This is a genomic window from Massilia sp. Soil_C_3 (assembly GCF_057657035.1).
Genome location: NZ_JBDGJG010000005.1, coordinates 229,314 through 252,889 on the forward strand (window position 1 = coordinate 229,314; position 23,576 = coordinate 252,889).

Genomic DNA, 23,576 nt, shown 5'->3' on the forward strand with positions numbered 1-23,576 from the left:
TCAATGGCCGCTCTCCTGCGCACCCTTGTTGTCGCCATCTTCCTGGTGCTGGCGTATGGCCTGCTCGAACCCTATATCGAGCGGGCCCTCTACACCATGCGCCTGGCCGCCATGCCCAAGCCCCAGGCGCTGCCGGTGCCGGTCGAGGGCGTGCGCCAGCGCGCGCTGCGCGACACCTGGGGCGGCGCGCGCAGCGAAGGCCGCAAGCACGAGGGGATCGACATCTTCGCCAAACGCGGCACGCCGGTAGTGTCCAGCACCGAGGGCATCGTGAGCCAGGTGGGCACCAACCGCCTCGGCGGCCTGGTGGTCTGGGTGCTGGGACCCGGCGGGCAGCGTCACTACTACGCCCACCTGGACGGCTATTCGGACGTCGAACCCGGCATGCGCATCGAGGCCGGCCGGGTGCTGGGCTATGTGGGCGACACGGGCAATGCCAAGGGCACGCCGCCGCACCTGCACTACGGGATCTACGACACCGGCGGCGCCATTAATCCCTATCCGCTGCTCAAGGCCGATCCGGCCCTGATCGCGGCGCCGGCAACGGCCTCGGCTACAACTCCGACGGCGTCGGAAAGCCAGTCGGCGGCGCGCTAGGGGCAGGCGCTGCCTCCGGCGGTTCGATCACCGGTTCGACCGGTTCGGGCTCCGGCGCCACCGGCATCTCCTCGGGGCCGCCATCCGGCACGATTTCCTGCGCCTCGTCCATGAAAATCTCTTCCGGCTCTTCTTCCACCACGTAGCGGCGCGGCTCCGGCGCGCGCCAGCCGGGCAAGGTGGCCTTGGCGTCCAGGCTGCCGCCGTCGAAGGCGCCGCGGAAGAAGTCGCCCACCACCAGCGCCGCGTTGTGCCCGCCCTGCCCCCAGTAGCTGCTGCGGATGGTCACCCGGTTGTCGTTGAAGCCGACCCAGGCCCCGGCCACCAGGTTCGGGTGCATCATGATGAACCAGCCGTCCTGGTTGTTCTGGCTGGTGCCGGTCTTGGCCGCCAGGTCGCCGCGGATCCCGAAACGGCTGCGCACGCCATTGCCGGTGCCGCGGGTGACGACGCCGCGCAGCATGTCGATCAGCGCTTCGGCCGATTCGCGCGACATCGCGCGCTCGGGTTGGCCGACGCCGAAATCGGCGATTACATTGCCCTCGCGGTCTTCGATGCTGCGCACGAAAATCGGCTTGTGGTATTCGCCCAGGGCTGCGATGGTGGCATAGCTGCTCACCATCTCGAGCAGGGTGACCGGGCTGGTGCCCAGGGCCAGCGAGGGCACGGCTTCGAGACGGCTCTGGCGGATGCCCAGGGCCTGGGCCAGGCGCACGATGGGCTCGATGCCGACTTCCTGGCTCACCTGGGCAGTGATCGTGTTCTTGGAGAACACCAGGCCGTCGCGCATCGGCATCGAGCGGCCGCTATTGCCGTCCATGTCGGTGGGCTTCCACACCTCGCCGTGGTCGCCCTTGAATTCCAGCACCACGTCGCGGTAGGCCTGGTCGGGCGGAATGCCGCGCTCGAGCGCCGCGCCGTAGACGAAGGGCTTGAAGGTCGATCCTGGCTGGCGCGCGGCCTGGGCCACGTGGTCGTACTGGTCGCGCTCGAAGTCGCGGCTGCCGACCCAGGCCTTGACGGCGCCGCTGGCCGGGTCCACTGCCACGAAGCCTGCCTCCAGGCGCGACTTGGCGCTTTTCAGTTCATTCATGAAGCCGCGGTCGGCCTTCAGGCGCTTGAGCGCGGCCGCCGGCTCTTCGCCTTCCTCGACCGCGTTGCGGTAGGCGCCGCTCTCGCGCACGAAGGCGTCCAGCGCGCGCGCATTGGTGATCCAGTAATAAGAGAAAGGATCGATGTTCGGGCGTATCGACGTGTAGGTGGCGGTCGCGGTCGAACGTGGCACGTTGGGGTTGGACCATTCGACGTCGGCGATCGCCTGGAGGATGTCGGCCTGGCGCCGCACCGCGCGCTCGGCCGCCGCCTGCAGTTCCGGGTCGAGGGTGGTGCGCACCACCAGGCCGTCGAGCTGCAGGTTGTAGTCGTTCTCGTCGGCCCAGTCGAGCAGCCACTTGCGCACGTGGTGGGTGAAATGGTCGTCCTTGCCGCTGCGGTCGGGCAGGCGCGCGAAGCGCAGGCGCAGCGGTCGCTTGACCAGTTGCGCATACCGCTTGTCGTCGAAGGCGCCATGCTTGCGCATCTGGCCCAGCACCACGTTGCGGCGCGCCAGCGAGCGCTCGGGATTGGCGACCGGGTTGTAATAGTGGGTGCCCTTGAGCATGCCGACCAGGGTCGCCGATTCCAGCACGTCGAGCCTCTGCGCCGGCTTGCCGAAGTAGGTGCGCGCCGCCATCTCGATTCCGTAGGCGTTGTACAGGAAAGGCACCGTGTTCAGGTAGGCTTCCAGGATCTGCGTCTTGCTGTAGGTGTTTTCGATCTTGATCGCGGTGATCAGTTCCTTCATCTTGCGGCTCACGCTGCGCGCGCGGCCGATCTCTTGCGGGAACATATTGCGCGCCAGCTGCTGGGTGATGGTCGAGCCGCCCTGCGGGTCGCCCTTGACGTTGGCCCAGAAGGCGCCGGCCACGCGCTTGAAGTCGACGCCATGGTGCTGGTAGAAACGGTGATCCTCGGTCGAAATCAGCGCCTCGACCACGTGCGGCGACACCTGCGACAGCTTGACGCGTTCCTGCAGGCCCTTTTCGAAGGTGCCGAGCGGGCGGCCCCCGGCGTCCAGGATCACGGTCGGCCGCGAGCGGCTGACCTGCTCCAGGTCGTCGATGCCGGGGGTGAACGGGATCAGGATCAGGAGCCAGGCCAGGATCGCCATCAGGCCAGCCGCCATGCTCCACAGCGCGATCAGGGCCAGCTTGACCGGCAGCGGCCGGCCGTGCAAGCGCGACTGAGCGCCGGATTTGAGCGCGCCAGCCCGGATCGAGGCGCCGACGAGCAGGCGCCGGGAGATCTGCTTGATGCGTTGCTGCACGGTTGGCGCGGTGTCTGCGGTGTCCGTGTTCTCGTTGTCCTGTTGTTGGTCCACTCGCTCTACCTGCCCTGATCAAAGTAACAATGTGGCGCAAGTATAGCCGACCGCGACCGCCGCCACGGTACGGGATGGAATGAGCTGCAACTCAGGCGGTACTGGCCGCCGGCTCCACCCGCCCGGCGCGCAGCAGCGCCTCGACCCGCGTGGCCGTCTGCGGCCGGCTGTAGACGTGGCCTTGCACCTCGTCGCAGCCGCAGCCGCGCAGGTAGTCGAGCTGTTCGATCGTCTCGACCCCTTCGGCGATCACCTGCATGCGCAGGCCGTGGGCCAGCGAGATGATGGCGTCGACCAGGGCGGCGCCGTCCGGGTTGCCCACGATATCTTGCACGAAGGAGCGGTCGATCTTGAGCACGTCGACCGGCAGGCGCTTGAGGTATTGCAGGCTCGAATAGCCGGTGCCGAAGTCGTCGATGGACAGCTTGACGCCCATGCGCTTGAGGCATTCCATGGTGCGGATGGCGGCGTCGGCGTCGGCCATCATCATGCTCTCGGTCAGCTCGATCTCGAGCGAGGAAGGCGGCAGGCCGGTCTCGACCAGCACCTGGGCCACGGTGTCGACCAGGTCGGGCTCGGCGAACTGGCGCGCCGACAGGTTGACCGCGATGCGCAGCGGTCCCAGCCCGGCGCGCTGCCAGCGCCGGTTCTGGCGGCAGGCGGTGCGCAGCACCCAGGCGCCGATCGGCACGATCAGGCCGGTCTCTTCGGCCAGGGCAATGAAGCGGTCGGGCCGCACCGTGCCCAGCAGCGGATGGCGCCAGCGGATCAGCGCCTCGTTGCCGACCACGCAGCCGGTGGCCAGGTCGACCTGGGGCTGGAAATGCAGCTCGAACTGGTCGTCCTGCAGCGCATGGCGCAGCGCGCTTTCCAGGGCCAGGCGGTCGAAGGCCTGGGCATTCATGTGCGGGGCGTAGAACTGCACGCCGTTGCGGCCGATGGCCTTGGCCCGGTACATCGCGATCTCGGCGTGCTTGACCAGGGTGTCGGCATCCAGCCCGTCGACCGGGAACGCGGCCACGCCGGCGCTGCAGCTGAGCACCAGGCGCTGGCCGGCCAGGTGGATCGGTTCGGCCACCGCCTCGCGCACCTGCTGGATGCGGGCCGCGGCCTGGCGTTCGTCGGCCACGCCGACCAGCACCAGCACGAAGTCGTCGCCGCCGACCCGGGCCGCGGTGTCCACCGGCCGCAGCGCGCCCTTGATGCGGGCGGCGAGCATGCGCAGCGCCTCGTCGCCGGCACGGCGGCCGAGGGTGTCGTTGATCAGCTTGAAGTGGTCGAAGTCGAGCAGCACGGTCCACACCGGCATGCCGCCGGCATGGGCGGTGGCGCGCTCGATGCGGTCGGACAGCAAGGAACGGTTGGCCAGCCCGGTGAGCGTGTCGTAGTGGGCATGGCGTTCGAGCTCTGCCTCGTAGCGCTTGGCGGTGGTGACATCGTAGACGGTGACGACGAAATGCCCGGCCTGGCCATCGGCGCGGCGCACCGGCGCCACGTAGACGTCGCTGATCAGTTCCACCCCGTCGCGGGTGTGGACAGTGAGCAGGGCGTGCTCCTCGCGCTGCCCGTCCAGGGCGCGGCGCAGCTCTTCCACCGCCGGCTGGTCGGCATCCAGGCCGGCGAGGAGCTTCAGCGGCTGGCCGGCCAGTTCGCGCGCCGCATAGCCGAAGGTGCGCTCGCAGGCCGGGTTGGCGTATTCGATCGGGTAGCCCGGCTGCTCTGCGTCGACCAGCAGGATCGGATTGGCGCTGGCCTCCATCGCCCGTTCGTACAGCCGCAACGAGCCGGTGGCGCGCTCGAGCGCCGCGGTGCGCTGCTCGACCAGGGCCTCGATGCGGCGCGTGCGCGCCACCCGCTGCTGCACCAGGCCGGCGGCGGCGAAACTCAGGATCAGCCCCAGCACCATCGCCACCAGCTCGGCCATGTGGGCGCCCAGGGCCGGCGGCTGCTCCTCGACCACCACCTGCCAGGGGCTTCCGGCGATCTCGAATTTTTCCACGTGGCGCAGGGCCATGCCGTCCAGCAAGCCTTCCCACCAGCCGTCGGGCGCAGCCGGACTGCCGTGCTGGTAGGCAGTGACCAGGTTGCCCAAGGCATTGGGGCCGCGCAGCGACAGTGCGAAGTTGTCGTCGTCGAGCAGGCGCACGGCCTCGAGGGTGCCTCCCACCAGCAGGGCGACGTCGATCACCACCTCGGTGGCGCCCACCACGGCCGCGCGCCGCGCGGGCGTGGCAAAAGGCCGGGTGCCGGGCCGGTAGACCGGCAGCGTGATCAGGACGCCATGACGGGCGCCGCCACCCTGCAGCAGGTCGATGACGGGGCTGGCGGCCGGCTCGCCGGTGTCGATCGCGCGCTGGGTGTACACCCGCTGCGGCGCGTACGACCAGGCATCGTAGCCGAAGGTGACCTCGTTGCCGACGATCGGCGCCACGTAGTCGTTGACCAGGTAGCGCCAGCGTACGCCGGCCCGGACCAGGGCCGGCGCGCCGGTCTTGACCCGCTCGCGGATCTCGAAGCCCGGCCAGAATGCGCGCCGCTGGGCCTCGAAGGCGGCGCGCTCGGCGCCGCCCACGAAGCGCTGGAACACCAGCGCCTGCAGATAGCCGTGGCGCGCCACCAGCGGCTGAGCGAAGGCGTCGAACTCTGCGCGCGTGATGTCGCTCGAGGCACGGAAAAACAGGTTGACGGCGCGCGCGGCGTCGGTGGCCTCGGCGAAGGCGCGGGTGACGGCCGCGACCCGCACCACGGCGCGCTGGTCGAACTCGGCCTGGGTGCGGTCGTATTCCATCTTGCGCACCGCGCCGCACAGCAGCGAGGTGAGCACCAGGCCGAGCAGACAGGTGCCCATCGCGGCCCTGGACAGGCCGCGCTCCGGGACACCAGGGCTGGCGGACGCGTTGCGCATGAATCGATGCTAGCGCAGAACGGGGCGTTCGGGGGACTGTGCATGCCAAGAAAAAGCGCGTCGCCCGGCCCCGTTTTGCGGGCTGTTGCATTATCATCTCGCCCATGCCCTCCGAAGCCCCACCCGCACCGCTGATCCTGCCCGCAGACGCCCCTCCCCAGCGCGTGCTGCGCCAGTTTCGTATCGTCTTCAATGCCGTCAAGACGCATTTCCGCCAGCTCGAGCGCGACTCGGGCCTGGGTGGCGCCCAGGTCTGGGCGCTATCGGTAATCGAGAGCCAGCCCGGCATCGGCGCCACCAGCCTGGGGCGCGCCATGGACATCCACCAGTCGACCGCCAGCAACCTGGTGCGCGGCCTGGTCGAGCGCGGCTACGTGGCGGCGGCGCGGGAAGGAGCCGACCGGCGCAACGTCGCGCTGCGCATCTTGCCGGCGGGACAGGAAGTGCTGCGCCGTGTTCCCGGTCCGGCTGCCGGCGTATTGCCCAGTGCGTTGGGAACGCTGGACGAAGCGACCCTGTTGCGCCTGGAGCAGGACCTGGCGATGCTGATCGCCCGCCTCGATGCGGACGAGGCCGCGGGCAAGATCCCCCTGAGCCACTCCTGACGCGCGGTCATGGCGCTTACACCTCGCCGCGGAATTTCCCCAGAGCGAGATTGACCATCGCCTCCACGCTGCCCTCGTACTCGTGCACGATGCGCAGCTGTTCGGCATCGCCGACCGCCTTCGTCACATGGGACAGGTGGGTCAGCGCGGCGCCCGAGCCGAGCTGCTCGGCATGCGGCGCGATGCGCGCCAGGGTGGCCAGGATATCGTCGCGCAGGGACACCTGCTGGTGTTCCTGCGGCAGCACGATATTGCCGTCGAGGCCGAAGCGGCAGGCCTGGAAGCGGTTGTAGTTGTAGACCAGGTAGTCGTCTTCGCGCGGCGGCGCCTCGTTGCCGGCCAGCAGGTAGCTGCACAGGGCTTGCAGGTAGGCCGCCAGCGCTGCGGCGTGCTCGACCGTGAGCGGGGTGTCGCAGACGCGCAGCTCGATGGTGCCGTATTCAGGCTTCGGCCTCAGGTCCCAGTAAAAGTCCTTCATGCTGCGCACGATGCCGGTGTCTTCCATGCGCTTGAAGTAATCGCGCTCGAAATCTTCCCATTTCAGCAGGAACGGCGCCCTCCCCGACAGCGGGAAGGCGAACACCGAATTCAGGCGCGAGGAATGGAACTGGGTGTCGCTGCCCTGCAGGAAGGGCGACGAGGCCGACAGCGCGATGAAGTGCGGGATGTAGCGGTTCAGTGCGTGCAGCAGGAACAGGGCATTGTCGCCGCTGCCGCAGCCGATGTGCACGTGCTGGCCGAACACGGTGAACTGCTTGGCCAGGTAGCCGTACAGCGCCGACACTTCGCGAAAACGCGGCTTTTCATAGATGCGGCGCTCGGTCCACTGCTGGAACGGATGGGTGCCGCCGCCGCACACGCCCACGTTCAGGCGGTCGCCCGCGCGCAGCAGGGTGTCGCGGATCAGGCGCAGCTCGTCCACCAGCGGCGCGTAGCCGGTATGGATGCTGCTGTTAATCTCGATCATGCTCTCCGTGATCTCGGGCGTGACGGCGCCGGGGAATGGTGCCCGCGCCAGCAGGTCGAGCATGTCCGGCGAGGCCGGGGCCAGGTCGAAATCCGACAGGCCGACGAGCTGCAACTCCAGCTCGACGCCCATGGTCAGCGGTTCCGAGCGCGCAAATTCAGGCAGCGGCATCCTTGTCCTCCTCTTTGATTCGCTTGTAGTTGGCAAAACCCGACTCGCGCGCGCCCGTCAGCGCGATCTGGGTCAGGATCGGCGCCAGCACTTCCAGGATCATGGCCATCGCGGCCAATGGCGCCAATGGCGCGAGGGTGTCGAACAGGTCGACGCCCGAGCGCCGGGTCTGCTCGATCAGGATGATGGCGAACACCGTCAGCGGCATGATCGCGACGCCAGTCAGGGCGCCCTTGCGCGCCGAGATGCCCGACACGCGGGCAGTGGCGGTGCACACCGCCACCTTGACCAGGGCGCGCACCAGCAGCAGCAACAGGCCCAGCATCAGGCCTTCGGCGGTCGGCTGCCAGGCGATGGTGGTGGCCACGAAGAAGAACAGCAGCACCGTGAGCAGGTCGCCCAGGGCGCCGAAGTTGCGCTGGGCCGGGCTCAGGGTGACGCGGCGGTGGCGCGCCACCAGGCCGAAGGTCAGCGCCGCCAGCACCGGCGACAGTTTCAGGACATGGGTGATCGCCACCAGCAGGAACACGAACACCGCGAACGTCAGCGTGGAATTGGAGCGGACGTGGCCGGCCACGCGCTGCCACAGCGGCAGCAGCCAGCCCAGCGCCGCGCCCAGGCCGCTGGACGCGGCCAGCACTACCAGGCCGGTCCAGCTGGAGTGGACCACGTCGCCCGAGGTCTGGAACACGCCAAATCCCACCGTCACGTTGAACACGAACACGGCCAGCACGCAGTTCAGCGCCGTCAGGTGCATGGCGCGTTCGGTCACCTGGCCGCCGCCGCCCTGCTCGTTGACGATGCGCAGCAGGCCGGCCGGCGAGCTGGCCATGGCGAGGGCCGCCAGCAGGCAGGCCGGCAGGACGGCGAGGCCGCAGATGCGCGAGACGTAATACACCGCAGCCCACGTCAGGCCGGCTTCCAGCACCGAGGTGATCAGCAGCCAGGGATTGGTGCGCAGCCAGCGCAGATTGATGCGGTAGCCGAGCTCGAACAGCATCAGGCCGAATCCGAGGTTGGCCAGCATCATGAAGTTGTCGGCCTGGGCTGGCGGCAGATAGCCGCTCGACAGGTTGCCGAACACGAAGCCGCACAAGCCATAGATGGAGATGCGCGGCACGTTCGCCCAGCGGTACAGCAGTTCGCCGGTCATCCAGGCCAGTGTCAGCGCCAGCGGCCAGGCCAGCGCATGCGTGAGTGAAAGCAGCTCGCTCATCCAATTCTCCGGTGGGACGCGCCGATCGGCGGCAGGGAGCCGCGCAGGCACAGTGGTCCGATTCGGCGCGGGGAGCGCCAGACGCGGCAGATGTGGGAAACGCTACGCCGCGTGTCGAAAAATGCCCCCCGACGGATGCGGGGGGCGAAAAGAAACGGGGTGAGCCGCCTCATCGCTGATCGGGGCAACCGGACGCTGCCGGTTGCCACCCAGCTATACTGCACGAAAAATATAATCGTGGCAACCCTATTTGTGCGAATGTACAGACAGGCAATAGGCGGCCCCTCCCGTCGGTCAGGATGGGAATCCGTGTCGCCGACCATCTGTTGGCCAGCGGTGCGCGCCATATTTGCCTGAAAATATTAGCATGGATGAAACACGTGGAGGCGCATTGGACTCGATACCGGGATGGCTGCAGGCAGGTGGCTGGGGATTGCTGGCGGGCGCCGCCTTGCTGCTAGGCGCCTTCATCGGCGTGCGTTTCAAGGTTCCGCAGCGGCTGGTGGCGGCCATCATGGCCTTCGGCAGCGGCGTACTGATCTCGGCGCTGTCGTTCGAACTGATGGACGAGGCGATCGACACCGGCGGTTTCGCCTCCACCGCGACCGGCTTCCTGCTCGGCGCCCTGGTCTACACGGGCGCCAACTGGTGGCTGGGGCGCAAGGGAGCGCGCCACCGCAAGCGTGCCGGGCCACGCCCGGCGGCAGCGGACCACGACGCCAGCGGCGCGGCGCTGGCGGTCGGCGCCCTGCTCGACGGCATCCCGGAATCGATCGTGATCGGCCTGTCGCTATTGAAAGGCGAAGGCGTCAGTGTGGCGGTGGTGGCGGCGGTATTCCTGTCCAACCTGCCCGAGGGCCTGTCCAGTGCGGCCGGCATGCGGCATGCCGGCCGCACGCCGGCCCACATCTACGGTGTCTGGAGCGGCATCGCCGTGGCCTCCGGGCTCGCTGCCCTGCTCGGCTATACGGTATTCCACCGCTTTCCTCCCGAGATGCTGGCGGCGACCACGGCGGTGGCCGCGGGCGGCGTGCTGGCGATGGTGGTCGACACCATGATTCCGGAGGCGTTCGACGAAACCCACGACTTCGCGGGACTGATCGTGGCCGCCGGCTTCCTGGCCGCCTTTGCGCTCAGCAAGCTGGGCTAACGGCCGTCCTGGGTGGCCAGATAGGCGACGATGTCGCGCGCCTGCTGTTCGCTCATGAAATTCATGAAGCGCATCCTGTTGCCGGGGATGACCGCGTCCGCATCGCGAATGAAGGCGGCCAGGTTGCGTTCGTCCCATGCCAGCTGTGACGCCTTCATCGCCGGCGAATAGGCGTAGCCGGCCACGCCGCCCGCCTTGCGGCCGAGCACGCCATTGAGTTGCGGACCGAAGATGTTGACCGCGTTGGGACCCACCTGGTGGCAACCGGCGCAGCGCGCGAACAGCTTCCGCCCGGCCTCGATTCGGGCCGGCGACGGCGCCCCGTCGGCGCCCGCGACGCTTGCCGTGGGGGCGGTATCGCTGCGGCTGCAGCCGGCCAGGGCCAGCACCAGGCCCAACAGCAAGCCTGGCAACACCGTGGGCGCGCGCATCTACTTGACCCGCTGCTTTTCGAGCTTGCGCGCCAGGGTGCGCCGGTGCATGCCAAGCCGCCGCGCCGCTTCCGAAATATTGAAATCGGTCTCGGCCAGCACGGCGTGGATGCGCTCCCACTCCAGGGTCTTGATCGAGGTCGAGCGGTTGGTGACCTCGACGTCGGCGCTGCCGGCGATGTGACCGAAGGCGGCCTCGATGTCGTCAGCGTCCGAAGGCTTGGCCAGGTATTGCACGGCGCCCAGCTTGATCGCCTCGACCGCGGTGGCGATGCTGGCAAAGCCCGTCAGCACCACGATCAACATGTCCGGGTCGTGCTCGTGCAGCAGTTGCACGCAGGCCAGGCCCGAGGTATTGCCCTTGAGTTTCAGGTCGACCACGGCGTAGCCGGGATTGTGCTGGGCCAGCAGCCCTGAGGCCTCGTCATGGCCGGTGGCACTAAGCACGCGGTAGCCGCGCCGCTCGAACGAGCGGGAGAGCGTGCGGGCGAAGGCTTCGTCGTCTTCGATAATGAGCAGCAGCGGCTCAGGATTCTGCATCGTCTATTTCCTCTAGTTCGATGGCCGCCAGCGGCAGGCGCACGGACACCTCGGCCCCGCCGTCCTCGTCCTGGCGCCGGTTGCGCGCGGTGACGGTGCCGCCGAGCTTGCGCACGACGTTCACCGCCAGGAACAGCCCCAGCCCGCCGCCGGGCTTGCCCTTGGTCGAGTGATACGGCTTGCCGAAATGGGCCAGCATGCTGGGCGCGAAGCCGGGGCCGCGATCGAAGACCGTCAGCACCAGGGTGCGCTCGTCGATGTGGGCGTCCATATAGACCCAGTCGGGCGACGCTTCCAGCGCATTGTCGAGCAGGTTGTCGATCGTCTGGCGCAGCGCCGAATCGCTCGCCACCGGCAGGTCGTCGGCGATCCGGTTATTGTAGATGAAGGTGCGCACCGGACGGCTGGCCTCCCAGCCTTCGGCGAGCTCGTTCAGGAAGCGGCTGATCGTGGTGCGCTCGGCCGACTCGCCGCGCGCCTCGCCGGCCGACAGCAGGATGCCGCTGACGATGGCCTTGCAGCGCTTGAGCTGGGTCTGCATCTCGGTCAGTTCGCCCAGCATCTCGGGATTGTTGCGAAACTCGGGCATGCGCTTCCAGTCGCCCAGGATCACCGAGACCGTCGACAGCGGCGTGCCCAGCTCGTGGGCAGCGCCGCTGGCGAGCAGGCCCATGCGCACGATGTGCTCTTCTTCGGCCGCGCGCTGGCGCAGCGCGGCCAGCTGGGTCGCCTTGTCGCGCACGTTGTCCGAGATGCGCGAGATGAACATCACCAGCAGCGCCGCATTGAGCGCGAAGCAGACCAGCAGGCCCTGCACGTACAGGCTGCCGATGCCGCGCGCATGGTCGAACGGCAGCGCGAGCGGCTGGGCGTAGATGGCCAGGCCTGCCATGCAGGCGATCGTGACCAGCACGATGCTCCAGGTCCACAGCACGTCGAGCAGCACCGCCGAGACGATCACCTGCAGCAGGTAGAGGAAGGCGAAGGGATTGGTGGTGCCGCCCGACAGGTAGAGCAGCACGGTGAGGCTGGAGACGTCGACCAGGATCGCCAGGAACATCTCGCCATTGGAGACCGGGCGCCGTTCGTGCCAGCGCAGGTGGCTGGCGACGTTGAAGGCGATCAGGCAGGCCAGCACCTGCAGCATGTGCACCAGCGGCAGCTCGATCCGGAAGATCATGATGGCCGAGGCGATGGTGGTGATCTGGCCGATCACGGCGATCCAGCGCAGCTCGATCAGCTGCAGCATATTCTTGTGGCCGGCCGCGAACTCGACGTTGGCGGCGGCGGCCGACGGCGACGAGCGCGCCGCCCTGGCAAAGAAATCCAGCGGAGATTGCATCGGAATCCGTGTTGTCTGTCCTGCGGCCCGCGCGCGAGGCGCGCCAGGCGTCTTCTTAATCGTCGGCGGCGCCGCTGTTGCTGCTGCGCCTGGCCTCGTAGCGCACGATCCACCACGTGGCGGCGGCCACCATGAGGGCCAGAGCATACCAAGTGAGCGCGTAGACGAGGTGATTATTCGGGAAAGAGATGACGGTCAGCCCGCCGACCGCCGTTTCCGGCGCGTCCTTCGGATCCTGGCCCTTGCCGGCGTCGACGAAGAATGGTGCGACTTTTGCAGGATCGAGGCCGCGCGCGGCGGCGATGGCGCCCACTTCGCGCGCGTACCAGCGGTTGTGGACGGGATCGTTATCGCGCAGGAAACCGCTTTTCGGTTCGGCGATGCGCAGCAGGCCGGTGGGCGCGACCGGCGCGCCAGGAGCGGCTGCGCACGGGTCGCCGGCGGCCTTGTTGGCCGGGTACTGCTGCGCGATATTTCCGCTCGACGGGATGAAACCGCGGTTGACGAGGATGATGTGGCCCTCGTCAAGGCATAACGGCGTGAGCAGCCAGAAACCGGCGCCGAGATCGGACAGCGCTTGCACCGGTGTAGTCAATTCGTAGAGATAGTGGCCCGACAGGCGCACGCGCCGGTATTCGTCGGACTCTTTTGAAATCTGCGGCCATTGCGTCGCCGGGGGCGGCGCAACGGGATCCGCATGAACGCGTGCGTCGACGCGTTCGATCAGGTCCAGTTTCCATTGCAGGCGAAACACCTGCCAGGTTCCCAGACCGGCAAACAGCACGAACAGCAGCAGGGCCGCCACTGCCAGGGCGCGCCGCACGAAGGCGGAGCGCTGAGGCGACCTGGAGATTGCTTCCGGCCCTGCCGGCTGTTCGTGCACTACTACCATTTAGGTCATGTCGTGGGTGCTGTTCGGACCCATGCCCGGCATCATATTGGTGTTCATATGATGCATGACCCAGATCGAACCGGCCAGCACGATGACCAGGATGACGATGGTCAGGATGGCAGCCATCATGTTCCAGCCGCCTTCCGACTTCGAGTTAAGGTGCAGGAAGTACACCATCTGCACGATCAGCTGCACGCCGGCGAACAGCAGGACGACCCATTTGGTGGTCTCCGGCGCCAGCACGTTGCCCATCACCAGCCAGAACGGGATGATCGTCAGGATCGCTGCCAGCGCGAAGCCGATCAGGTAGTCCTTCTGGCTGTAGTGCGTCACGTAGGCGTCGTGGCCATGATGGCCGTTGTCGTGGTGGTCGCTCATGGCAGGACTCCCATCAGGTAGACAAAGGTAAAGACGAAGATCCAGATCAGGTCCAGGAAGTGCCAGAACAGCGACAGGCACGACAGGCGACGGAAGTTCTCCGGGGTCAGGCCGTGTTTACCCAGCTGGAAGAACAGGGTCACCAGCCAGATGATGCCGAACGTCACGTGCAGGCCGTGGGTGCCGACCAGCGCAAAGAACGCGGTCAGGAAGCCCGAACGCTGCGGACCCGCGCCCATGTGGATCAGGTGCTGGAACTCATAGATTTCCACGCACAGGAAGGCCAGGCCCAGGATGCCGGTCACGACCAGCCACATGCGGGTCTTGGCCAGGTTCTTCGCTTGCGCGGCGATCATGGCGAAGCCGAAGGTCAGCGACGACACCAGCAGGAACGCGGTGTTGAGCGCGATCAGCGGCAGCTCGAACAGCTCGGCGCCGGTCGGACCGCCGGCGTACGAGCGGCCTTGGACCGCGTAGGTCGCGAACAGGGACGCGAAGATGAGACAGTCGCTCATCAGGTAGAGCCAGAAGCCCAGCAGCGTGCCCTGCTCCGGGTGGTGTTCGCGGACGAAGTAACGTCCGCTCACGTCGTCGGCGACGCTGCCGCCGGTTACAGTTGCTTTAAGTTCAGACATGGCTTTCCAGCATACGGGTGCGCTCTGCTTCAGTACGGGCCACTTCTTCGGCCGGAATGTAGTAGTCGCGCTTGTAGTTGAAGGTATGGATGATGATCGCGGCCATCATGACGACGAAGGAAGCCACGGTCAGCGCCCACATGTGCCAGATGATGCCGAAGCCGACCACGCACGAGATCGCGGAGATCACGAAACCGGCGCCGGTGTTCTTCGGCATGTGGATCGCCACGAAGTCCTTCAGCGGACGACGGTAGCCGTTTTTCTTCATGTCGGCGAAGGTGTCGTTGTCATGCACCACCGGGGTGAAGGCGAAGTTGTAGTCTGGCGGTGGCGACGAGGTCGCCCACTCCAGGGTACGGCCTTCCCAAGGGTCGCCGGTGAAGTCACGCAGGCGAGCGGTGTTGCGGTCACGGAAGCTGACATAGACCTGCATCAGCAGCGCGCCGATACCACCGGCGATCATCAGGGTGCCCACGAACGAGATCTGGAACAGCCACTGCACCGAAGGATCGTCGAAGTGACTCACGCGACGGGTGTAGCCCATGAAGCCCAGGATGTACGGTGGGGTGAACGCGACCCAGAAGCCGATCGACCACAGCCAGAACGAGACCAGGCCCCAGAAACGGTCCAGCTTGTAGCCGAAGGCTTTCGGGAACCAGTAGTTGATACCGGCGAAGATACCGAACACGACACCGCCGATGATGACGTTGTGGAAGTGAGCGATCAGGAACAGCGAGTTGTGCAGCACGAAGTCAGCCGCCGGGATGGCCAGCATGACGCCGGTCATGCCGCCGATCACGAAGGTCAGCATGAACGAGATCGTCCACATCATCGGCAGTTCGAAGCGGATACGGCCGCGGTACATGGTGAACAGCCAGTTGAAGATCTTGGCGCCGGTCGGGATCGAGATGATCATCGTCGTGATGCCGAAGAACGCGTTGACGCTGGCGCCCGAGCCCATGGTGAAGAAGTGGTGCAGCCACACCAGGTACGAGAGAACCATGATGACGCAGGTCGCGTACACCATCGAGGTGTAGCCGAACAGGCGCTTGCCGCAGAAGGTCGAGACGACTTCGGAGAAGATACCGAAGGCCGGCAGGATCAGGATGTAGACCTCAGGGTGGCCCCAGATCCAGATCAGGTTGACGTACATCATTGGGTTGCCGCCACGGTCGCTCGTGAAGAACGCGGTGTCGAGCAGGCGGTCCATGCCCAGCATGGCCAGCACGGCGGTCAGGATCGGGAACGTGACCACGATCAGGATGTTGGTGCACAGCGAGGTCCAGGTGAAGACAGGCATCTTCATCAGGTCCATGCCCGGCGCACGCATCTTGATGATGGTGACGATCAGGTTGACGCCCGACAGGGTCGTACCGACACCCGCGATCTGCAGCGCCCAGATGTAGTAGTCGACGCCGACACCCGGACTTGCCAGGATGCCCGACAGCGGCGGATAGGCCAGCCAGCCGGTACGCGCGAACTCACCCACGAACAGCGATGCCATGATCAGCACGGCGCCCATGGTGGTCATCCAGAACGAGAAGTTGTTCAGGAACGGGAAGGCCACGTCGCGCGCGCCGATCTGCAGCGGCACCACGTAGTTCATCAGGCCCGTCACGAACGGCATCGCCACGAAGAAGATCATGATCACGCCGTGGGCGGTGAAGATCTGGTCGTAGTGGTGCGGCGGCAGGAAGCCGGCGTTGTCGCCGAAGGCGATCGCCTGCTGTGCGCGCATCATCAGGGCGTCGGCAAAGCCGCGCAGCAGCATGATCAGGCCCAGGATCATGTACATGATCCCGATTTTCTTGTGGTCGATACTGGTGATCCAGTCCTTCCACAGGGTGCCCCACAGGCGGAAGTACGACAGGATGGCCACGAGGGCCAGGCCGCCGACGATCACGCCTGCGAAGGTAGCGAGCAGAATCGGCTCATGGAGCGGGATCGCGTCCCAGCCCAGCCGACCGAAGATAAACTTCGTCAAGTCGAATGATTCTTGCATGATTACTTCATCAAGGTATTAATAGGAGCGACGCACATTTCCAGTGCTTCCGCCAGCTGCGACTTGCCACCCTGCGATTGCTGGCGGATAGCGGCGGCCATCTGGTTGCGCTTGTCGTCTTCGTGCATCTGCTGGTTCATGCACATGGTGCCTTCCGCCACGCAGCGGTTGACGACACGGTTGAACAGCGCCGGCTCGACCTGGCCGTAGTGGCGCACGGCCTCCTTGGCGGTCGGCTTTTCCAGCACCAGGTAGTCGGCGCGATCCAGGACGGCTGGATTGGCCTTCATTTCCTGCACCCAGGTGTTGAACTCTTCGTTGGTGACGCCTTTATAGGCGAACTTCATGTGCGAGAAACCGTCGCCGCTGAAGTTGGCCGACAGGCCGTGATAGTCACCGGTCTTGTTCAGCACCGCGTTCAATTCGGTCTGCATGCCGGGCATCGTGTAGATCATGCCTGCCAGCGTCGGAATATAGAAGGTGTTCATCACGGTCGATGCGGTCATCTTGAAGCGGATCGGGGTGTCGATCGGGGTCACCAGCTGGTTGACCGAGGCGATGCCCTGCTCTGGATAGATGAACAGCCATTTCCAGTCCAGCGCCACGACTTGCACTTCGAGTGGCTTGGTCGACGCCGGGATCGGACGGTGTTCGTCCAGGCGTTCGAGCGGACGGTAAGGATCGAGCTTGTGGGTGCTGACCCAGGTGATCAGGCCAAGGACGATGATGATCAGGAGCGGTGCGCCCCAGATGATGAGCTCGAGCTTGGTCGAGTGGTCCCAATCGGGTTCGTACTTCGCGTTGGCGTTCTTGCGATAGCGCCAGGCGAACAGGACAGTCAAGATCATCACAGGGACGATAATCAACAACATCAGCACAACCGAAATGGTAATCAGATCGGCCTGCTGCTTCGCAATATCACCGGTGGGATTCATGACGACCGTGTTGCAGCCGGCCAGCGCTGCAAGCGGAAGTAATGGGAGTCCGCGGCGGACAATTTTAGGAATCATGCTAGGTATCTAACGTTACATGGAAGGAGAACATGCTACTGTAATGCCAACGGTCGCCAAAGAACATTGGACACATTGTCCCACCTTTGCCGGAGTGCAATTTTAACAACAGTGGCGACCGTCGACTTCTCTGGAGAACACAATATGCAAAGCACGACGACGTACGGCGGCGCAGGGGCCGCTCCAATCACACACCCGCACAGCGGGGCTCGCAACATCAACGCCAGGGATGCGCACGTTGACCCAGGTGACATCGCCGTTGGCGTGGTCATCGGCCGTTCGGCCGAATACTTCGAGTTCTTCACGTACGCAATCGCGTCGGCACTCGTTTTCCCCGCCATTTTCTTCCCATGGGCGGACCGGCTCGACGCCACCCTGTATTCCTTCGCGATCTTCGCGCTCGCCTTCATCGCACGACCGATCGGCACGGTCGCGTTCATGGCGATCCAGAAGCGCTGGAGCCGCGACATGAAGCTCGGCATTTCCCTGCTCATGATGGGTACCAGCACCGTCGTCATCGCCATGCTCCCGAGCTATAGTGAAATCGGCGCCACCGCGATCGTCCTGCTGGCAGCCCTGCGCATCGCCCAGGGTTTCGCCCAGGGTGGTTCGTGGGATGGACTGCCTTCGCTGCTGGCTCTTAGCGCACCCGAGAACAAGCGCGGATGGTACGCCATGCTCGGACAATTGAGCGCACCGCTTGGCTTCGTGATCGCGGCCGGTATTTTCGCCTTCCTGATCACCTACACGGCCGAAGAAGATTTCCTGACCTGGGGCTGGCGCTTCCCGTTCTTCGTCGCCTTCGCCATCAATGTGGTCGGCACCTTCGCCCGCCTGCGCCTGGCCAGCACGCCCGAGTATTCTCGCCTGCTCGACTCGCACCACCTCGATCCGGCCCCGGTCGGCGAACTGGTGAGCAAGCAAGGCAGCAATATCGCCATCGGCGCCATGGCAGCCCTGGCCAGCTACGCCCTGTTCCACCTGGTGACCGTGTTCCCGCTGTCGTGGATCCAACTGTACGACACCCGTCCGATGGATGAGTTCCTGCACGTCCAGATGTGGGGCGCCGGCCTCGCCGCGATCGCCATGCTGATCTCGGGCGTCGTCGCCGACAAACTGGGTCGCCGCACCACGCTGGGCACTGCCGCGGCGCTGATCGCCCTGTATTCGGCCTCGATCCCGTTCCTGCTCGATAGCGGCACCGGCGGCCAGAACGCCTTCATCCTGATCGGCTTCACCCTGCTCGGCTTCTCCTACGGCCAGGCGGCGGGCGCCACGACCTCGAACTTCCTGAAGCACTTCCGCTATACCGGTGCGGCGCTGACGTCGGACCTGGCCTGGCTGGTGGGCGCGGCCTTCGCCCCGCTGGTCGCCCTCGGCCTGTCGGCCCACTTCGGCCTGGGTTATGTCAGCCTCTACCTGCTGTCGGGCGCCGTGGCCTCGCTGGCGGCGCTGAGCCTGAACCGCAAGCTGGAAATTCGCGACTGATGATTGTCGCTTAGCGTGAAACGACGACGGCCCTGCGGGGCCGTCTTTTTTTGTGCCTTGCATTTCGCGCGGTCCTAGTCGCGCGCCGTGCGCCATTCCTGGGGATTGACCGGCTGCTCGTGTTCGTGACCGCAGTTCGTGATCCGCTGCTTGCCGTGTTTTTCGATCATGTCGATGCTGGTGGCCGGCGAGCGCTCGGTGATGCAGTAGATGCCGAGCGCGGTCAGCACGCGAAAACGGCGTGCGCCGTCGCCGCCATCGTTGACCAGCTCGACGATCTTGGGCGCCTCGTACCATTTGTTCGGCGCCAGCGCGGCGGCTTCCCTGAATTTGTTCGCCATGCGGATCTGCGGACTGTCGCGTGGGGCGACGATGGTCGGCTTGCTGTCCTTGCGCACGGCACGGTCGATGGCGCCGGCGTCGCGGATCGCCTGCTCGATCATCTGGCGTGCAGTGCCGGTGGCCGGCTCCGCCACCATCGCCGGGGCGTTCACGGCTTCGGCCGGAGCGGTGGCTGCAATGGCCTCCGGCGCCGGCGCAGGGGGAGCAGAGGACGCGATCGGCCCGGGCGCGGCATGCACGCGCGGCCGCTCAGGAGCCGTCCCGACCACCGCCGCCTCTGGGAGGCGCGGCTGCACCCTCACCCACTGGACGAAGTCGGCCTCGCCCTGCAGGGGCAGTCGCAGCTTGCGCGCCTGCTGCCAGGTGGCCACCAGCGCCGCATGGACCACCAGCGTGACGACGACGCCCGCCAGGCGGCTGCTCGGATATTGGCTCAGTAGTTGGGCTGGTGGCATAAGGCCCGAGTATAGCCGCCGCAGGGCGGCTATTTCTCACGCATTATTGCGCCTGACCTCGGTATAAATGCCCGGCACGCTCGACAGTCCGGCCTTCACCGCCTGCGTGAGTTCATCGATCATGACTTCGTCCGCGCCCTCCTCCAGCGCCGCGTAGCCGCGCTCGACCACGGTGGACGGCGCCAGCTTGGGCAAGGCGATGTCGCGCGTCAGGTCGGTGTCGATGAAGCCGACATGCAAGGCCAGCACCTGCGTGCCTTGCTCGCGCAGTTCGTTGCGCAAGGCATTGGTCAGCCCCCAGGCCGCCGACTTCGACACCCCATAGGCCGCCAGTGCCGGCGAGCTGATCCAGCTCGCCACCGACAGCACGTTCAGGATAGCGCCGCCACCGTTGCGGCCGAGCACCGGCGCGAAGGCCCGGCTCATGCCCAGGATGCCGAACACATTCGTTTCCAGCATCGCCCGCAGCGAGTCCTCCACGCCATCCGTCAGCACCTGCTGGAAATGGGCGATGCCGGCATTATTGATCACGAGGTCAACGTCGCCCAGCTCGCGCGCCGCAGCGGCCACGCTGCTCGCATCCGTAACATCGAGCTGCACCGGGGTGACGCCGGCCAGGGTAACACTTGCAGGATCGCGCGCCCCCGCATAGACCTTTCTGGCGCCGCGCGCGAGTGCCTGACGGGCGAATTCGAGGCCCAGGCCGCGGTTGGCGCCGGTGACGAGGACGGTGGCGGTGTCGAGTTTCATGGCAATCCCTTTCTGGTTATGGACGTCATTAAATATGATGCGCATCATATTTTAATCCAGAAAAAACGACTGCGTACTGACAGGCTCGGATTCAGGCAGGTTGGCGAGCGTACTGGGCCAGCAAGGCTTGCCGGCCGGCGGCCAGCATCGCACTGCCTTGCGGGTCGGGACCGAAAGTGCGTGCGATCTGCAGGGCGCCGACCATGGCGCCGGCCAGCGCCAGGGCCTGGCCGACGGCGGCGTCCCCGGCATGGAAAAATCGGGGTCAGGTCTGACATTTGGACACGACCTGAACTGGGAAAAATCGGGGTCAGGTCTGACATTTGGACACGACCTGAACTGTGATCGCGGGGGATCGTTGTAGAGGCTGTGTCCGAGTGTCAGACCTGACCCCGCTTATGCGGGGGGACCATTGCAGAGGCTGTGTCCGAATGTCAGACCTGACCCCGCTTATGTGACCCCGCTTATGTGACCCCGCTTATGACCCCGCTTATGAGTGACCCCGCTTATGAGCCTACTTACAGGCCCGTACTGACAGGCTCGGATTCAGGCGGGTTGGCGAGCGTACTGCGCCAGCAAGGCTTGCCGGCCGGCGGCCAGCGTCGCACTGCCTTGCGGGTCGGGACCGAAGGTGCGTGCGATCTGCAGGGCGCCGACCATGGCGCCGGCCAGCGCCAGGGCCTGGCCGGCAGCGGCGTCCCCGGCACGCCCTTCGGCTTCCAGCGCCGCCTGGACCTGCCCTACCAGCCGTTCGATGCGGCGGCGCGCGACCTCGCGCAGCGGCGCATCCTGGCGCGCCATTTCCGAGCCGAGCGCACCGACCACGCAGCCCAGGCCCGACTCATGGGCAATCAGGTGTTCTTCGGACAGGTAGGCCGTCACCAGCGCAGCGAGCGGACTGGCGCCGCCCTCGCGCAAGGCGGCCGCGCGGCGGTCGAGGTTGGCGGTGGACGCGGCATCGGCATGCTCGAGCGCCTCGATCAGCAGGGCTTCGCGCGAGTCGAAGTGGGCATAGAAGCCGCCATGGGTCAGGCCGGCGCCCTTCATGACGTCGGCCACGCCGACGCCCGCGAAACCGTTGCGGCGCAGCGCGCGCGCCGCGACGTCGACAATACGCTGATGGGTTTGTTCCCGTTTGGATGGGATAGTCATGCCGTGCTTGCGGAAATGGGATGATCTTTATCCTACGACCATCCCACCATGGCGGTCAACCATCGCCGGATATCACGACAGCGCAGTGTCGAGCACCGTCATCAGGATGAAGCCGAAAATCAGCGCGATGCTGGCCTGGGTGCCGTTGCCCGACTGGCGCGACTCGGGGATCACGTCGTTGACGATCACCAGCAGCATGGCGCCGGCGGCTGCGGCCAGCGCGTATGGCAGCAGGCCAGCCGAGATGCCGATCAGGGCCACGCCGAACACGGCGGCGATCGGCTCGACCAGGCCCGAGGCCACGCCCATGGCGACCGCGGTCAGGCGGCTGTAGCCGACGGCGTGCAGCGCGAGCGCGACCACCAGGCCTTCGGGGACGTCCTGGATCGACACGCCGGTGGCGAGCGAGGTGGCTTTTTCGACGTCGATGCCGGCGAAGGCCACGCCGATGGCCAGGCCTTCGGGCAGGTTGTGCAGGGCCACGGCCCAGACGAACAGCCAGGCGCGCCGCAGCGACACCTTGTCGGGATCGTTGGTCAGGATGCCCTCGGTGCGCACCGCGCGACCGAGCAGCAGGATGGCGCCGGCCCCGAACATGATGCCGGCGCCGACCACGAGGCTCGATTCCCAGTTGCCGGCGCCGGCCGTCTTGGCGGCGCTCAGGGCGGGGATCACGAGGGAAAAGGCGGTGGCGCCGAGCATGACGCCGGCGCCGAAACCGAGAAAGCAATCGTAGGTGCGCTTGGTGAAATTCTGCGCGAACAGGACCGGCAAGGTCCCGAGGGCGGTCGCGGCCGCCGCAGTGCTGCCGCCGGCCAGGGCCGCCAGCATCTTGGGATTGGCATTCATGATCTGCTCGATCATGCTGCCGAGCAGGACGAGGAAGCCGATGGCGCAAATGCCGAAACCGATGGCGCGGCGTGGGGTCAGCCAGCGCGGAAAGCCACGAGGGTGTTCAGTTTTTTCGGTCTGGATGTCCATGCATCTTCCTGTTAAGACTGCGCCGGAGCCGCATAACGCGCGGCCCCGGCGCCGGGGATTACTTCAGCGGCTTGCCGCTACCCATCGGATTACCGATGCCGGTATCGTCCAGCGGTCCGCCCATCGAAGCGACCGTGGCCTGACCTTTGGATTCATCGCCAGCGTTGGCAATAGTACCACCGGTTGCCGATTGCATCATGCCCAACTCGGCCCCCGTACGAGGGGTTGCCGCCGGGTTCGAAATCGTGCGGGCAGCCATTTGCTGGAGGATGTCGATGTCTTCGTTCGGCAAGGCCACTTCGGCCTGGCCCGAGCCGCCGTCGACCGCCATCTGCTTTTCGCGATCGCTGATGAAGTCCCAATCGGGACCCTGGTTCCAGGAGCCGCGCATCTCGCCGTCGCCCTGCGACATATTGTAGTAGACGCTGGCGAAGGCCGGCACCACCGGCATTTTCCCGGGTGGGAAGTTCGGCTCCATCGAGTACAGCGCTTTCTCGAACGATTTCAAGTGGGCGACTTCGCGCGTCATCAGGAAGCCCAGCGCGTCCTTCACGCCCGGATCGTCGGTCAGCGCGATCAGGCGCTCGTAGACGATCTTGGCGCGGGCTTCGGCCGCGATATTCGACCGCAGGTCGGCGGTCGGCTCGGTGATCGAGTCGATGTAGGCGGCCGTCCACGGCACGCCGGCGGAATTGGTCAGCGGCGCGCCGGCGCCGTACAGCACCTGCGTGATGTGGCTGTCGTTGCCGGCGCCGGTGATCGACTTGTACATCTCGGCTTCTTCCTCGGCCGCCTCGGCCAGGCGGCCCTTGGCGCCCTTGTTGAGCATGGCAACGATGTGGCCGATGACCTCGAGGTGGCTCAGCTCCTCGGTCGCGATATCGAACAACATGTCCTTGCGGCCTGGATCGTCTTCGGCGACGGCCTGGGTGAAGTAACGCATGGCGGCAGCCAGCTCGCCCTGCGGGCCACCGAACTGCTCGAGCATCAGGTTGGCCAGGCCAGGGTTCGGTCCGCTGACCCGGACTGTGTATTGCAAGCGCTTATTGTGTGCAAACATGACAGGTATCTCCGATTGAAGTGGAAAATCAAACCAGCAGCGACGCGTCCTGCGTGACGCTGCCTGTGCGGGTCACCGCCGGGATCGG

21 protein-coding genes are annotated in these 23,576 nt (G+C 66.2%); 4 read left to right on the top strand and 17 right to left on the bottom strand.

The genetic code is table 11. From position 1 onward, the window contains the following. Window positions 1–3 precede the first annotated feature (3 nt). Entirely contained in the window at window positions 4–597 is a 594-nt protein-coding gene (locus tag AC3A6F_RS11665; protein ID WP_487680826.1) for a M23 family metallopeptidase, read from the top strand. On the opposite strand, the gene AC3A6F_RS11670 is transcribed toward AC3A6F_RS11665, so the two are convergent. Next, the gene (locus AC3A6F_RS11670) at window positions 554–3,016 is read right to left on the bottom strand and encodes a penicillin-binding protein 1A (RefSeq protein WP_487680828.1); all 2,463 of its coding nucleotides are present in this window, start codon (window positions 3,014–3,016) and stop codon (window positions 554–556) included. The genes AC3A6F_RS11665 and AC3A6F_RS11670 overlap by 44 nt on opposite strands. Window positions 3,017–3,107: 91 nt before the next feature. After that, window positions 3,108–5,921, bottom strand: a complete 2,814-nt coding sequence (locus AC3A6F_RS11675; RefSeq protein WP_487680830.1) for a bifunctional diguanylate cyclase/phosphodiesterase — start codon at window positions 5,919–5,921, stop codon at window positions 3,108–3,110. A gap of 104 nt (window positions 5,922–6,025) precedes the next feature. Here AC3A6F_RS11675 and AC3A6F_RS11680 point away from each other — a divergent pair, with 104 nt between their 5' ends. Next, entirely contained in the window at window positions 6,026–6,526 is a 501-nt protein-coding gene (locus tag AC3A6F_RS11680) for a MarR family winged helix-turn-helix transcriptional regulator (protein WP_487680832.1), read from the top strand. A gap of 16 nt (window positions 6,527–6,542) precedes the next feature. Here AC3A6F_RS11680 and AC3A6F_RS11685 read toward each other — a convergent pair whose 3' ends face one another. Both AC3A6F_RS11685 and AC3A6F_RS11690 read right to left on the bottom strand, forming a co-directional pair. Further along, on the bottom strand, window positions 6,543–7,664 hold the full coding sequence (locus AC3A6F_RS11685) for a YbdK family carboxylate-amine ligase (RefSeq protein WP_487680834.1): 1,122 nt from the start codon (window positions 7,662–7,664) through the stop codon (window positions 6,543–6,545). Beyond that, window positions 7,651–8,880 (bottom strand): cation:proton antiporter, encoded by a 1,230-nt coding sequence (locus AC3A6F_RS11690; protein ID WP_487680836.1) that lies wholly within the window; start codon window positions 8,878–8,880, stop codon window positions 7,651–7,653. The genes AC3A6F_RS11685 and AC3A6F_RS11690 overlap by 14 nt, the downstream gene beginning before the upstream one ends. 391 nt (window positions 8,881–9,271) lie before the next feature. Between AC3A6F_RS11690 and AC3A6F_RS11695 the strand changes: the two genes are divergently transcribed. After that, window positions 9,272–10,030, top strand: a complete 759-nt coding sequence (locus AC3A6F_RS11695) for a ZIP family metal transporter (RefSeq protein WP_487680837.1) — start codon at window positions 9,272–9,274, stop codon at window positions 10,028–10,030. On the opposite strand, the gene AC3A6F_RS11700 is transcribed toward AC3A6F_RS11695, so the two are convergent. The 8 genes from AC3A6F_RS11700 to cyoA all read right to left on the bottom strand — a co-directional run bounded on the left by AC3A6F_RS11700 (window position 10,027) and on the right by cyoA (window position 17,260). Continuing rightward, the gene (locus AC3A6F_RS11700; protein ID WP_487680839.1) at window positions 10,027–10,461 is read right to left on the bottom strand and encodes a c-type cytochrome; all 435 of its coding nucleotides are present in this window, start codon (window positions 10,459–10,461) and stop codon (window positions 10,027–10,029) included. The two genes, AC3A6F_RS11695 and AC3A6F_RS11700, sit on opposite strands and share 4 nt — an antisense overlap. Continuing rightward, the gene (locus tag AC3A6F_RS11705; protein ID WP_487680841.1) at window positions 10,462–11,001 is read right to left on the bottom strand and encodes a response regulator transcription factor; all 540 of its coding nucleotides are present in this window, start codon (window positions 10,999–11,001) and stop codon (window positions 10,462–10,464) included. It lies immediately after the preceding gene. Further along, window positions 10,988–12,343: an ATP-binding protein gene (locus AC3A6F_RS11710; RefSeq protein ID WP_487680843.1), complete on the bottom strand. Its 1,356-nt coding sequence runs from the start codon at window positions 12,341–12,343 to the stop codon at window positions 10,988–10,990. The genes AC3A6F_RS11705 and AC3A6F_RS11710 overlap by 14 nt, the downstream gene beginning before the upstream one ends. Window positions 12,344–12,398: 55 nt before the next feature. Continuing rightward, window positions 12,399–13,148 carry an SURF1 family protein gene (locus tag AC3A6F_RS11715; RefSeq protein WP_487680845.1) on the bottom strand — a complete coding sequence of 250 codons (750 nt, stop codon included), beginning with the start codon at window positions 13,146–13,148 and terminating at the stop codon, window positions 12,399–12,401. 87 nt (window positions 13,149–13,235) lie between these two features. After that, window positions 13,236–13,613 (bottom strand): cytochrome o ubiquinol oxidase subunit IV, encoded by a 378-nt coding sequence (cyoD, locus tag AC3A6F_RS11720; protein ID WP_487680847.1) that lies wholly within the window; start codon window positions 13,611–13,613, stop codon window positions 13,236–13,238. Further along, window positions 13,610–14,248, bottom strand: a complete 639-nt coding sequence (gene cyoC, locus AC3A6F_RS11725; protein ID WP_292029235.1) for a cytochrome o ubiquinol oxidase subunit III — start codon at window positions 14,246–14,248, stop codon at window positions 13,610–13,612. The genes cyoD and cyoC overlap by 4 nt, the downstream gene beginning before the upstream one ends. Then, window positions 14,241–16,250, bottom strand: a complete 2,010-nt coding sequence (gene cyoB / locus AC3A6F_RS11730) for a cytochrome o ubiquinol oxidase subunit I (RefSeq protein WP_487680849.1) — start codon at window positions 16,248–16,250, stop codon at window positions 14,241–14,243. Before cyoB ends, cyoC begins: the two co-directional genes overlap by 8 nt. A gap of 2 nt (window positions 16,251–16,252) precedes the next feature. Beyond that, window positions 16,253–17,260 (bottom strand): ubiquinol oxidase subunit II, encoded by a 1,008-nt coding sequence (gene cyoA / locus AC3A6F_RS11735; RefSeq protein WP_123071373.1) that lies wholly within the window; start codon window positions 17,258–17,260, stop codon window positions 16,253–16,255. 144 nt (window positions 17,261–17,404) lie between these two features. Between cyoA and AC3A6F_RS11740 the strand changes: the two genes are divergently transcribed. Beyond that, window positions 17,405–18,748: an MFS transporter gene (locus AC3A6F_RS11740; protein WP_147935445.1), complete on the top strand. Its 1,344-nt coding sequence runs from the start codon at window positions 17,405–17,407 to the stop codon at window positions 18,746–18,748. A gap of 74 nt (window positions 18,749–18,822) precedes the next feature. Here AC3A6F_RS11740 and AC3A6F_RS11745 read toward each other — a convergent pair whose 3' ends face one another. From AC3A6F_RS11745 to AC3A6F_RS11765, 5 genes are all read right to left on the bottom strand, one after another. Then, window positions 18,823–19,545, bottom strand: a complete 723-nt coding sequence (locus AC3A6F_RS11745) for a hypothetical protein (protein ID WP_487680852.1) — start codon at window positions 19,543–19,545, stop codon at window positions 18,823–18,825. Between the two features lie 36 nt (window positions 19,546–19,581). Continuing rightward, window positions 19,582–20,295, bottom strand: a complete 714-nt coding sequence (locus tag AC3A6F_RS11750; protein ID WP_487680854.1) for an SDR family oxidoreductase — start codon at window positions 20,293–20,295, stop codon at window positions 19,582–19,584. Window positions 20,296–20,841: 546 nt separating this feature from the next. Next, window positions 20,842–21,447 (bottom strand): TetR/AcrR family transcriptional regulator, encoded by a 606-nt coding sequence (locus tag AC3A6F_RS11755; RefSeq protein WP_487680856.1) that lies wholly within the window; start codon window positions 21,445–21,447, stop codon window positions 20,842–20,844. 72 nt (window positions 21,448–21,519) lie between these two features. Further along, a complete protein-coding gene (locus AC3A6F_RS11760; protein WP_487680857.1) occupies window positions 21,520–22,428 on the bottom strand; it encodes a ZIP family metal transporter in 909 nt (302 codons plus the stop codon). A gap of 58 nt (window positions 22,429–22,486) precedes the next feature. Beyond that, a complete protein-coding gene (locus AC3A6F_RS11765) occupies window positions 22,487–23,488 on the bottom strand; it encodes a manganese catalase family protein (protein ID WP_487680859.1) in 1,002 nt (333 codons plus the stop codon). Window positions 23,489–23,576 lie beyond the last annotated feature (88 nt).

What these genes read in the sequence shown, in the direction of transcription:
- AC3A6F_RS11665 (WP_487680826.1), top strand. Translation starts at nt 4, where the DNA reads ATGGCCGCTCTCCTGCGCACCCTTGTTGTCGCCATCTTCCTGGTGCTG.
- AC3A6F_RS11675 (WP_487680830.1), bottom strand. Translation starts at nt 5,921, where the DNA reads ATGCGCAACGCGTCCGCCAGCCCTGGTGTCCCGGAGCGCGGCCTGTCC.
- AC3A6F_RS11680 (WP_487680832.1), top strand. Translation starts at nt 6,026, where the DNA reads ATGCCCTCCGAAGCCCCACCCGCACCGCTGATCCTGCCCGCAGACGCC.
- AC3A6F_RS11685 (WP_487680834.1), bottom strand. Translation starts at nt 7,664, where the DNA reads ATGCCGCTGCCTGAATTTGCGCGCTCGGAACCGCTGACCATGGGCGTC.
- AC3A6F_RS11690 (WP_487680836.1), bottom strand. Translation starts at nt 8,880, where the DNA reads ATGAGCGAGCTGCTTTCACTCACGCATGCGCTGGCCTGGCCGCTGGCG.
- AC3A6F_RS11700 (WP_487680839.1), bottom strand. Translation starts at nt 10,461, where the DNA reads ATGCGCGCGCCCACGGTGTTGCCAGGCTTGCTGTTGGGCCTGGTGCTG.
- AC3A6F_RS11705 (WP_487680841.1), bottom strand. Translation starts at nt 11,001, where the DNA reads ATGCAGAATCCTGAGCCGCTGCTGCTCATTATCGAAGACGACGAAGCC.
- AC3A6F_RS11710 (WP_487680843.1), bottom strand. Translation starts at nt 12,343, where the DNA reads ATGCAATCTCCGCTGGATTTCTTTGCCAGGGCGGCGCGCTCGTCGCCG.
- cyoD (WP_487680847.1), bottom strand. Translation starts at nt 13,613, where the DNA reads ATGAGCGACCACCACGACAACGGCCATCATGGCCACGACGCCTACGTG.
- cyoC (WP_292029235.1), bottom strand. Translation starts at nt 14,248, where the DNA reads ATGTCTGAACTTAAAGCAACTGTAACCGGCGGCAGCGTCGCCGACGAC.
- cyoB (WP_487680849.1), bottom strand. Translation starts at nt 16,250, where the DNA reads ATGCAAGAATCATTCGACTTGACGAAGTTTATCTTCGGTCGGCTGGGC.
- cyoA (WP_123071373.1), bottom strand. Translation starts at nt 17,260, where the DNA reads ATGATTCCTAAAATTGTCCGCCGCGGACTCCCATTACTTCCGCTTGCA.
- AC3A6F_RS11740 (WP_147935445.1), top strand. Translation starts at nt 17,405, where the DNA reads ATGCAAAGCACGACGACGTACGGCGGCGCAGGGGCCGCTCCAATCACA.
- AC3A6F_RS11745 (WP_487680852.1), bottom strand. Translation starts at nt 19,545, where the DNA reads ATGCCACCAGCCCAACTACTGAGCCAATATCCGAGCAGCCGCCTGGCG.
- AC3A6F_RS11750 (WP_487680854.1), bottom strand. Translation starts at nt 20,295, where the DNA reads ATGAAACTCGACACCGCCACCGTCCTCGTCACCGGCGCCAACCGCGGC.
- AC3A6F_RS11755 (WP_487680856.1), bottom strand. Translation starts at nt 21,447, where the DNA reads ATGACTATCCCATCCAAACGGGAACAAACCCATCAGCGTATTGTCGAC.
- AC3A6F_RS11760 (WP_487680857.1), bottom strand. Translation starts at nt 22,428, where the DNA reads ATGGACATCCAGACCGAAAAAACTGAACACCCTCGTGGCTTTCCGCGC.
- AC3A6F_RS11765 (WP_487680859.1), bottom strand. Translation starts at nt 23,488, where the DNA reads ATGTTTGCACACAATAAGCGCTTGCAATACACAGTCCGGGTCAGCGGA.